The 8,925-nt window shown below is 74.8% G+C and carries 10 protein-coding genes; 4 read left to right on the top strand and 6 right to left on the bottom strand.

What is annotated here, in order from left to right; all coding sequences use genetic code 11:
- Together ACFV5N_RS13960 and ACFV5N_RS13955 are read left to right on the top strand one after the other, a co-directional pair.
- Window positions 1-897, top strand: an 897-nt coding sequence (locus tag ACFV5N_RS13960; RefSeq protein ID WP_385598512.1) for an MFS transporter, incomplete at its 5' end; no start/stop codon positions are given.
- A 236-nt stretch (window positions 898-1,133) separates the two neighbouring features.
- Window positions 1,134-1,760: a formylglycine-generating enzyme family protein gene (locus ACFV5N_RS13955; protein WP_385598510.1), complete on the top strand. Its 627-nt coding sequence runs from the start codon at window positions 1,134-1,136 to the stop codon at window positions 1,758-1,760.
- Here ACFV5N_RS13955 and ACFV5N_RS13950 read toward each other — a convergent pair.
- From ACFV5N_RS13950 to ACFV5N_RS13930, 5 genes are all read right to left on the bottom strand, one after another.
- Complete coding sequence (locus ACFV5N_RS13950; RefSeq protein ID WP_385598507.1) at window positions 1,747-2,394, bottom strand: pentapeptide repeat-containing protein; 648 nt, start codon at window positions 2,392-2,394, stop codon at window positions 1,747-1,749. The two genes, ACFV5N_RS13955 and ACFV5N_RS13950, sit on opposite strands and share 14 nt — an antisense overlap.
- 105 nt (window positions 2,395-2,499) lie before the next feature.
- A complete protein-coding gene (locus ACFV5N_RS13945; RefSeq protein ID WP_385598504.1) occupies window positions 2,500-3,168 on the bottom strand; it encodes a class I SAM-dependent methyltransferase in 669 nt (222 codons plus the stop codon).
- 46 nt (window positions 3,169-3,214) lie between these two features.
- Window positions 3,215-3,898, bottom strand: coding sequence for a hypothetical protein (locus tag ACFV5N_RS13940; protein WP_385598501.1), 684 nt, complete (start codon window positions 3,896-3,898; stop codon window positions 3,215-3,217).
- A gap of 97 nt (window positions 3,899-3,995) precedes the next feature.
- Complete coding sequence (locus tag ACFV5N_RS13935) at window positions 3,996-4,667, bottom strand: GNAT family N-acetyltransferase (RefSeq protein WP_385598498.1); 672 nt, start codon at window positions 4,665-4,667, stop codon at window positions 3,996-3,998.
- Between the two features lie 31 nt (window positions 4,668-4,698).
- A complete protein-coding gene (locus ACFV5N_RS13930; protein WP_385598496.1) occupies window positions 4,699-5,814 on the bottom strand; it encodes a sensor histidine kinase in 1,116 nt (371 codons plus the stop codon).
- A gap of 231 nt (window positions 5,815-6,045) precedes the next feature.
- Between ACFV5N_RS13930 and pdxH the strand changes: the two genes are divergently transcribed.
- A complete protein-coding gene (pdxH, locus tag ACFV5N_RS13925) occupies window positions 6,046-6,672 on the top strand; it encodes a pyridoxamine 5'-phosphate oxidase (RefSeq protein ID WP_385598515.1) in 627 nt (208 codons plus the stop codon).
- Window positions 6,673-6,989: 317 nt separating this feature from the next.
- Here the strand turns inward: pdxH and ACFV5N_RS13920 are convergent, their stop codons facing one another.
- Window positions 6,990-7,787, bottom strand: a complete 798-nt coding sequence (locus ACFV5N_RS13920) for an SIS domain-containing protein (RefSeq protein ID WP_385598493.1) — start codon at window positions 7,785-7,787, stop codon at window positions 6,990-6,992.
- A 294-nt stretch (window positions 7,788-8,081) separates the two neighbouring features.
- Between ACFV5N_RS13920 and ACFV5N_RS13915 the strand changes: the two genes are divergently transcribed.
- Window positions 8,082-8,786 (top strand): metal-dependent transcriptional regulator, encoded by a 705-nt coding sequence (locus ACFV5N_RS13915; protein ID WP_385598490.1) that lies wholly within the window; start codon window positions 8,082-8,084, stop codon window positions 8,784-8,786.
- Window positions 8,787-8,925 lie beyond the last annotated feature (139 nt).

Genomic DNA, 8,925 nt, shown 5'->3' with positions numbered 1-8,925 from the left:
GCCGAAGCCACGCTCTCGCTGCTCCTCCTGCTGCACCTCCAGCGCGAACACGGCCTGGAGGCGATGAACATCGCCCTGGTCTTCCTTCCCGGCGCCATCGCCATGAGCGTGGCCGCCGAACCCCTGCACCGGTACGTGGTCCGCTTCGGCCGCTCCCGCGTGCTGGCCGCCGCGGCTCTGTCCGGCGCGGCGTTCGCCACCGGACTGGCCGTCGTCCCCCACCCGTTCGCGATCGCCGCCCTGTGGATCCTGAGCGGACTGTCCTGGGCCGCCGTCATGCCGATCCAGCAGGCGGTGATCGCCGAGGCGTCCGGCCCGCACACCGGACGCGGTATGGGCGTGTACGAGTCGGCCGGCCTGTTCGGCGCGCTGCTCGGCGCCCTCGCGGCCGGGCTGCTGTACGACCGCGCCGACTGGACGGTCTGCTGTCTGCTCGCGGCGGCCGTGCTCGCCTCCGGGGCCGTCATCTCCCCGGCCGCCCTGCGCCGCCTGGGCGTCTCCGACCTTCCGCCGGCCCCTGCCCCTGCCCCGGACCCGGCCCCTGCCCCTGCCCCGGGACCCGGACAGGAGCGGGAACAGGAGCTGGACGCCGCAGCCCCGCAGCAGGAGCCCGCCCCCGCCCCCGCTCCCGAGCCCGCCCCCGGGCCCCGGGCCGTCGCCCGCGCCCTGGCCCAGCGCGTCGCCCTCTTCGCCGTCGCCCAGCTGGCCCTGCTCGCCGCCGATCTCTCCTGGATCCAGGACCTGTTCACCGAGGACCTGCTCGCCACCCTCAACGGCGGCCACCGGGACGGCGACGTGGCCCGCTGGATCTACGGCGCGGGCAAGATCTGGACGTACATCGTCCTCGTCGACATCCTGTGGACCGGCTGGAAACTGCTGCGCCGCCCGGCCACCTGAGCGGGCCGGCGCCCGCCGCGACCGGGACGCGTCGGCCTGCGGCGGCGTCGAGGAGGACCCCCGCCCGTTCGCGCGGCCGGGAGAGCGTCGGCCGGTGGCCGGTGCCCAGCCCGACAGCCGCCACCGCTCGTCAGCAGCTCCGCGCCATCGGCGCTCGGCCCGGCCACGTCCGGCAGGCACCTGACGTACGGAGAACCCGGTCCGCCCCGTCCGGCCGCCCCGGCTACGATCCGGGCATGGGGACGCATCTTCCGCCGCGGCGCCTCCCGGGTGGGGACGTCACCCTGTCCGACCGGCGCACGCGGCGCAGCTGGACGGTGGAGGTGGCGCCGTTCGAGCTGAGCGCCACCCCGGTCACCGGGCCGGACGGGGCACTCCCGGCTACCGGGGTCTCCTGGTGGGACGCCGTCCGGCACTGCAACGCCCGCTCCGCGCGCGAGGGCCTGCCGCCCGCCTACCGCGTCGGCGGCGAGCGGACGGCGGAGTGGGACACGGCCTCGCCCGGCTACCGGCTGCCGACCGAGGCCGAGTGGGAGTACGCCTGCCGCGCCGGAACCGGGGGCGCCCGGTACGGCGAACTGGACGCCGTCGCCTGGTACCGCGGCAACTCCGGTGAGCGCCCGCGTCCCGTCGGCGGCAAGGAGCCCAACGCCTTCGGCCTCCACGACGTGCTGGGCAACGTCTGGGAGTGGTGCTGGGACCGGTACGACCCCGAGGTGTACGGCGAGTACCGGGTGCTGCGCGGCGGCGGCTGGTTCGACGCCCACTGGAGCTGCCGCGCCTCGGTGCGCCGCCGCAGCCACCCCACGCTGCGGATCGACGACGTGGGCTTCCGTCTCGCCCGTACCCTCAGCGGTCCGTGACGGTGATGCCGAGCGACTGCGCCAGCGCCGGGGCCAGTTCCATCAGCTGGAGCGAGGAGACGGTCGCGCCGCGCAGCGCGTCGTAGCCCTCGGCGATGTCCAGCCGCTTCGCACCCCGCAGATCCACCTTGGACAGGCGGCACTTGCCCAGCCGCACGCCCTCCAGGCTGCTGCCGGGGAAGGAGACCGAGGTGAGCGTGGCCCCGCCGAAGTCCACGTCGCGCAGCACGCAGTCGGTGAAGGTGACCTCGTGCAGCGCTGCCGCCCGCAGATTCACCGCGTCCAGCTTGCAGTGCGAGAAGGCGACCCGGCGCAGCCGCGCGTCGAACAGCTGGAGCCCGGCCAGCGCGCCGCCGTTCAGCTCCACGTCCAGCCAGCTGCTCTCGACCAGGTCGGTTCCCGTCCAGCGGACGGTGTCCATCCACACGTCCGAGAACCGCGAGCGGCGCAGCCGGCCCTCGGTGAACGTCACCGAGCTGAGCGCCGCTTCGGTGAAGCGGCTGCCGGAGGCGTGCACGGCGTCGAAGTCGAGACCGTCGAGATGGACGGTGTCGACATCCGCCTCGGGTCCCAGCACCCCGTCGAACGGCCGCAGATGGTCGGCGAAGGGCAGATCGGCGAGTTCGCGTGGCATGGATCGCTCCTTGGGTCGCTCGGTGTCGCGGGCGTACCCAGCATGCGGGATGCGGCGCCCCGGCCGTGGCCCCGCGCCGCTGCCGCGCAGGCGGATACCGGCCGCCTACGGGAGGGGCCCGGTGGGCGTGGATGGGTGCCGGTAGACGAGGAGGTAGCGCCAGAACAGCCTGCGGCGCACGGTGGCGCCCGGCAGGAGCACGGCGGCCTGCCGGCGGATCTCGGGCAGCGGCAGGGTGGGTTCGGCGACCGGGGACGGGGCGGGCGCCCGCCGTCCGGTGGCCCGGTCGCGGGCCCACACGGCGACGCGGGCCACCGCGTTCACCGGGACGGCGACGGCGCTGCGGAGCAGGTCCACCGGCCCGCTCTCCGGGGCGCAGCCCAGGATCACCAGGGTGCCGCCGGGCGCGAGGGCGTCCCGCAGCCGGGCCACCGTGGCGAACGGGACGTGGTGGATGCTCGCCAGCGCGCTGATGACGTCGTAGTGCCCGGCGGGCAGCTCGGTGGTGGTGATGTCCGCCTGCCGGTAGCGCGGGTTGGCGCGCTCGCCGTCGCCGTCGCCCTCGCCGTGGGCGGCGGCGGCGCGGGCCTCGGCGATGACCTCGGCGCTCGGGTCGATGCCGTCCACCGTGTACCCGGCGGCCGCCAGCCGCCGCGCGAACCGGCCGGTCCCGCACCCGACGTCCAGCGCCCTGCCGCCGGTTCGGCCGGCGCGGCCGGTGGCGAGGGTGCGCAGCAGCAGCCGGTGGTAGTGGTCGTTGTGATCGAAGGGCATGCGGCGCAGCCTGTCACAGGGCACCGGAGGCGCGGGCCCGGCTCCGTCAGCCGGTGACGGGCCGCCAGTGCTGCTGCCCGCCGTCGTCGCGTACCACGTAGCCGAGCCGGGCGAGGGTCTCCGTCAGGTCGCGCACCTCCTCGGCCGCCTTGCGGCGCCGGGCGTCCTTGCGGGCGGCGAGGACGACGTGCGCCTCGGCGGGCAGCTCGGGCGCGTGCGGCACCCAGCGGCGGAAGGCGGCGGCGTGCGGATCGGCCTTCGACCAGGGGTAGCCGTGCCGCCGGAAGGCGGCGGCCACGGCAGCCCGGGGCGCCTGGTGCTCGCCGCGCACCAGCGGCCGGGAGGTGCGGTCCAGGACGACCAGCTCCTTGCCGTCGGGGAACACCGCCGAGATGTCGGCGCGGGCGAAGCGCCGGGTGGTGTCGTCCTGCTCGACGGTGAGCATGGCGTCGGGGAGCGTCAGTTTCATCGACTCGCTGACCGCGATGAACGCCACCAGCAGCCCCGCCGCCACGCCGGCCGCCACGAACAGCCCGCGCTGCCAGGGCTGGTCGAGCCCGGCGACCAGGCTCAGCGGGCCCTCGAACGGCAGCCACGGCAGCCGGCTGACGGCCTCGTGGGCGAGGCCGGGCAGCACCCGGGCGAGCACCGCGCCCAGGGCGGGGAAGCCGAGGAGGATCAGCAGCAGATCGCGGCGCGGGAAGGCCAGTTCGGTCGTCGTGTCGTCCACGCCGCCAGGCTAGGAACCGGCACCCGGCGGCGCAGTGGCCGAAAGGAGCGTCCTGGCGTACTTTCGTCTCCCCGGCCGGGTGACGGGCCCCGGCCGGTCACAGGGCCCGGTAAATGAAGCTGCCGAACGGTCCGGCGAACCGCCAGCCCAGCGTTGTGTACAGCGCCCTGCCCTCGGGGCTCGCGCTCAGCACCGCGTGCCCGGCCCCGGCGGACGCGGCGGCGGCCGTCAGGGTGCGGACCACCACGGAGCCCAGGCCCCGGCGCCGGTGGTCCGGGTGGGTCTCGATCCGGTCCACCACGGCGACGGTGGCCCCCCGGCCGAGCGCGAGCTGTCCCGTGGCCGCCTCCGTGCCGTCCGGGGCGAGCAGCCGCAGCCGGGTGACGCCGTGCTGGGTGCCCTGCACCGGCGTGTACCCGGCGGGCGGCGCCGGGGCCGCCCGCCGGGCGGGTACGGGGGTGCTCATCAGATAGCCGGGGTCGTTCGGGGTCCAGGCGGGGCCGAGCAGGGCGGCGACCGTCGCGTTCGGCAGACCGGTCTTGATCCACACGCACGGTTCACCGGCGTCCTCGATGTGCCGGGCGACCTTGCGGACGGTGACCTCGTCGGCGTCCGGCAGCACGTGCCGGGCCCGCTGGTGCGGCAGCCCGACGTCCAGCCGCAGCCCCCACGGCTCCTCGGCCGGCGGGGCCAGGTCCCGGGAGAGGGCGTAGCCGGCCGCCCAGGAGCGGATCAGGCCGGGTACGTCGTCCGTCCACATGTCCGTCATAGGTCCGAACGGTACGCCCGCGCCCCGCCGGTCAGGCCGCGCCCCTGGGTATCCGCGCGCTCAGCCGCCAGTGCCCGGCGTCGGGACCGGCGGTCAGGGTGCCGCCCAGCGACTGCGTCCGTTCGCGCAGCCCGACCAGGCCGAACCCCGGCGGATCGCCGCCCCGCTCGCCGTCCCCCTGCAGCGGGTTGCTGACGTCGGCGACGGTGGCGAGCGGCCCATAGCGCACCGTGACCCGCACGGGGGTGTGCGGGGCGTGCCGGCGGGCGTTGCTCAGCGCCTCCTGCACCAGCCGGTACACCGCGAGCCGGTGCGCGGCCGGTGCGGTGGCGCCGCCCGGCTCGTCCAGTTCGGCGTCGATGAGCTGCCCGGCCTCGCGCGCGGTGTCGATCAGCTCGCCCAGCTCCCGCAGGGTGGGTTCCCGGTCCCGGGCGGTGTCCTCCGAGCGCAGCGCGCCGAGCACGTGCCGCAGGTCGGCGAGCGCGTCGGTGGAGGCGGTGCGCAGCAGCCGCACCCGGTCGGCGGTGACCGGGTCCAGCTGGTCCGCGCGGTTGGCGAGCACGCCGCTGTGCAGGGCGATGAGGCTGAGCCGGTGGGCCAGCACGTCGTGCATCTCGCCGGCGATGGCGGTGCGCTCGGAGCTGCGGGCGGCCTGCTCGCGCAGCTCGCGTTCCCGGTGGAGATGGCCGAGCCGTTCGCCGAGCGCGTCGGCGAGCCGCCGGCTGGCGGCGGCCCACAGGCCCAGCACCATGGCGACGATGAACAGCGCGCACGGCCCGTACGCGCGCGGCATCCACAGGCTGAGCGGTGGCTGGATCAGCAGATTGACGGCCAGCGCGGTGGTGATGGCCACGACGGCCGCCTTGGCGCGGCGGTGCGCGGTCAGATGGAAGGCCATGAGCAGCAGGGGCAGCATGGCCCCGAACAGTCCGGCGGCGGTCGCGGCCACCCCGGCGACGGGCAGCGGATGCCGGTAGCGCAGCGGCAGCGTGCCGCCCGCGAGGAGCGAGGCGACGACGGACGGGGCGGCGGCGTGCGCCCCGCCGGCCGACACGGCGGCGTCGGACACCGAGACGGCGGACAGGCACACCACCATCGTCAGCTCGCCCCACCAGGGCAGCCGGTACTCGGTTCTGGCCAGTTCCACGCGCCTCAGCGTAGGCACGGCGCGGTCCGCTGCCCTCCTCCTTTCGTCGGTCCCGCCGGGCGCCGGGCGGCGGAGGCAGGCCCCCGGACGGGCGCCCCGGCGCCGCGTGCCCGGACGGGCGGCGGGATGTCGGCGGGATGCTGCAAGATATGGCGCGTGTCCCACGCCGACGATCCCACCCGCCGCAGCAGTGCCGCGCCGTCCCCGTCCGCCTCGCTCGATCCCGCCGCCATGCGGGCCCGCTACCGGGAGGCCGGGCTGGAGGAGAAGGACTGCGCGGCCGATCCGTTCGCGCAGTTCCTCGCGTGGTTCGGGCAGGCCGCCGAGAGCGGGCTGCACGAGCCGAACGCCATGGTCCTCGCCACCGCCGACCCGGCCGGGCGGCCCAGCTCGCGCACGGTCCTGCTGAAGAAGTTCGACGAGCGCGGGTTCGTGTTCTTCACCAACTACGGCTCCCGCAAGGGCCGGGAGATCGAGGCGAACCCGCAGGTCTCGCTGCTCTTCCCGTGGCACGGGATCGCCCGGCAGGTGATCGTGGGCGGGCTCGCCGAGCGGACCGGGCGGGACGAGACCGTCGCGTACTTCAGGACCCGGCCGCACGGCTCCCAGCTGGGGGCGTGGGCGAGCGAGCAGTCCTCGCGGGTGGCCTCGCGCGCGGATCTCGACCAGCTGTACACGGAGCTGGCCGAGCGGTACCCGGAGGACGCGGACGTGCCCGCACCGCCGCAGTGGGGCGGGTACCGGGTGGTGCCGGAGACCGTGGAGTTCTGGCAGGGGAGGGAGAACCGGCTGCACGACCGGCTCCGCTACGTGCGCGCCGGGGCCGGCGGCTGGACGATCGAGCGGCTCTGCCCCTGAACGGCCGGTGACGGCCGTGCCCGCCGGGGGCGGCCGTCGCGGCGGATGGTGCTCCGCCGCACACACGGAACGACCCGCGAGCCTGGTTCCCCTCGGTGCCGGTGACGGCGCCTCGGGGAGCCGGCCGGACGGTACCGGCGGCTCGCGGGTCGGGTGACTGCTTGGGATTGGCCGGCGGTGCCGGCGCCACGTTTCCGTGGGACGACGGCCCTAGGCCGCAGCCACCTCACGCGTCCGGATCTGATACATCTGCCGAACCACCTCCCTTCTGTGTACCTGGAACGGTAATACCGGCTCCGGGCGGCGGCAAATGTTTTTTATCGGCGCCACAGAATGCGGTCGGCGTGCGTGGCGTACACCGACTCGTTCCATTCCTGTCCGCCGTCCACATTGGCCGAGCGCAGCAGCGGCGGCTCGACGCCCTGCTCGGTGAGCTTGCCCGCGGTGTCCGCCATCACGGCCTGGAGCAGCGCGGAGACCACGACCGTCGAGGCGGGCGCGAACGGCGCGCCGATGCGGCGGCTGGTCAGCGCGGCGTCGCCCACCGGGATCTTGCTGTCCAGGACGAGGTCGCAGTGGTCCCTGAGGAAGGTGCCGGACGGGTGCCGGGGCTCGGTGTGCTCGGTGTACACGAGGGAGGTGACGCCGATGACCCGCAGGCCGCGGGTCCTGGCGTGGGCGGCCATCTCCACCGGGAGGCTGTTGCGGCCGGACAGCGAGATGACGATGAGCAGGTCGCCGGTGTGGGCCGGGCTGGCGTCGAGGGTGGCCTGGGCCAGGCCGCTGACCCGCTCCAGGGCGCTGCCGAGCGGCGCGGGGTTGACGTCGACGCCGGTGGTGCCGGGGACGGCGAGCAGATTGACCAGGGCCAGGCCGCCCGCGCGGTAGACGATGTCCTGGGCGGGGAGGGCGGAGTGCCCGGCGCCGTAGACGAAGAGTTTGCCGCCGGCCGTGACGGTGTCGGCGATCAGGGTGCCGGCCCGTCCGATGGCGTCGCGCTCCTCGTCCTGGACCCGGCGCAGCAGGGTGATGGCGGCGTCGAAGAACCGGTCGCCGAGTGCGGCGGTGGATATGCCGTCGTCCTGGGTGTCCTGCTGCGGTGCCTGCTGGCTCATTGCGCCGTCCCCTCGTGGGTGCGATCCCTCGCGATGTCTCCGGCCACCCGGACCGCCCGTGGGCGGTGTCCGCCGGCCGGAAGCGCGGCCGCCGGAGACCGGTACACCGTACGCGTACGAGGTACATTCACGGGTGGGTGCCGGTCACGCGTCACGGTGAGGTCATGGGCACGCCCGTGTCAATACGGCGGCAGCGGTCTTGTAGGGCTGCGGTAACGCGCAGCGGGCTCGATTGTCGGCGCCATACGTCAGAATTGGTTCCAGGGCCACCGTACGAGCTATCGAGGGGCACTTATGTCCGGACTCATCGACACCACCGAGATGTACCTCCGCACCATTCTGGAGCTGGAGGAGGAGAACGTGGTTCCGATGCGTGCCCGTATCGCGGAGCGGCTGGAGCAGAGCGGTCCGACCGTGAGCCAGACCGTGGCCCGGATGGAACGGGACGGCCTGCTGTCGGTCGCCAGCGACCGCCATCTGGAGCTGACCGAGGAGGGCCGGCTGCTCGCCGAGCGCGTGATGCGCAAGCACCGGATCGCCGAGTGTCTGCTGGTCGATGTGATCGGCCTGGAGTGGGAGCAGGTGCACGCGGAGGCCTGCCGCTGGGAGCACGTGATGAGCGACGCGGTCGAGCGCCGCGTGCTGGCCCTGCTGAACCACCCGACGGAGTCGCCCTACGGGAACCCGATCCCGGCGCTCGCCGAGCTGGGCGAGACGGTGGAGGAGCCGACCGCGTTCCTCGGGAGCGGTCTGGTGGCGCTCACCGACATGGAGACCGACGGCGGGAAGACGGTGATCGTGCGCCGGATCGGGGAGCCGATCCAGACGGACACCTCCGTGATGCACACCCTCCGCAGGGCCGGGGTGCAGCCGGGCGCGTCGGTCAGTGTGACGCCGGGCGCCGGCGGCGGGGTCCAGGTCGGCAGCGGCGGCGAGGCGGCCGAGCTGACGGCGGAGGTGGCCATGCACGTGTTCGTGGCCCCGGCCGGCCGGGTCTGAGCCGCAGAGCGGCGGAGCGCGTGGGCCGCCCGCCGGGCGGGCGGGCCCCCCCCCCCCCCCCCCGGGGGTATAAAACAAAGAGCCGGCCCCCCCGTTTGGGTGTGTTTAAAAACGTGGGGGGCCGATGAATAAAAAACTG

It is taken from the genome of Streptomyces sp. NPDC059853 (assembly GCF_042731495.1).
Lineage (GTDB): Bacteria > Actinomycetota > Actinomycetes > Streptomycetales > Streptomycetaceae > Streptomyces.
Note: the sequence above shows the minus strand (reverse complement) of the source record. Positions and strands in the feature narration are given on the sequence as shown.

Excerpts from the sequence above, each read along its gene's own strand:
- ACFV5N_RS13915 (WP_385598490.1), top strand. The coding sequence starts at position 8,082 with ATGTCCGGACTCATCGACACCACCGAGATGTACCTCCGCACCATTCTG.
- ACFV5N_RS13945 (WP_385598504.1), bottom strand. The coding sequence starts at position 3,168 with ATGCCCTTCGATCACAACGACCACTACCACCGGCTGCTGCTGCGCACC.
- pdxH (WP_385598515.1), top strand. The coding sequence starts at position 6,046 with ATGCGGGCCCGCTACCGGGAGGCCGGGCTGGAGGAGAAGGACTGCGCG.
- ACFV5N_RS13950 (WP_385598507.1), bottom strand. The coding sequence starts at position 2,394 with ATGCCACGCGAACTCGCCGATCTGCCCTTCGCCGACCATCTGCGGCCG.
- ACFV5N_RS13920 (WP_385598493.1), bottom strand. The coding sequence starts at position 7,787 with ATGAGCCAGCAGGCACCGCAGCAGGACACCCAGGACGACGGCATATCC.
- ACFV5N_RS13955 (WP_385598510.1), top strand. The coding sequence starts at position 1,134 with ATGGGGACGCATCTTCCGCCGCGGCGCCTCCCGGGTGGGGACGTCACC.
- ACFV5N_RS13935 (WP_385598498.1), bottom strand. The coding sequence starts at position 4,667 with ATGACGGACATGTGGACGGACGACGTACCCGGCCTGATCCGCTCCTGG.